The organism is Cupriavidus sp. SIMBA_020 (assembly GCF_046535395.1).
In the GTDB taxonomy this organism is placed as follows: Bacteria; Pseudomonadota; Gammaproteobacteria; order Burkholderiales; family Burkholderiaceae; genus Cupriavidus; species Cupriavidus campinensis.
The window spans coordinates 1-236 of sequence record NZ_JAWRWU010001661.1 but is presented as its reverse complement, the minus strand read 5'-3'; the positions used below and the strand labels follow the sequence as shown (position 1 = coordinate 236).

1 pseudogene is annotated in these 236 nt (G+C 67.4%); it reads left to right on the top strand.

Annotation, left to right across the window (positions count from 1 at the left end):
- Positions 1-132, top strand: a pseudogene (locus tag SB751_RS35245) (amidohydrolase); the annotation flags it as partial.
- Positions 133-236 lie beyond the last annotated feature (104 nt).

The window sequence follows — 236 nt, the reverse complement described above, 5'->3', positions numbered from 1 at the left end:
CGGCTCGGCAACGGCGAAGGCCAGCCGATGCTGCACAACCCGCGCTACGACTTCAACGACGACAACCTCACGATCGGCGCCGCGTTCTGGACGCGACTCGTCGAACGCTACCTCGCCAAGGCCCCAGCATGACCGCCAGCACTTCCACGCTTTCCCCGCACGAGGCCGACGCGCCGCCGATGACGCCAGGCCAGCAACGCAAGATCGTGCTCGCGGCGGTGATCGGCAATCTGCTC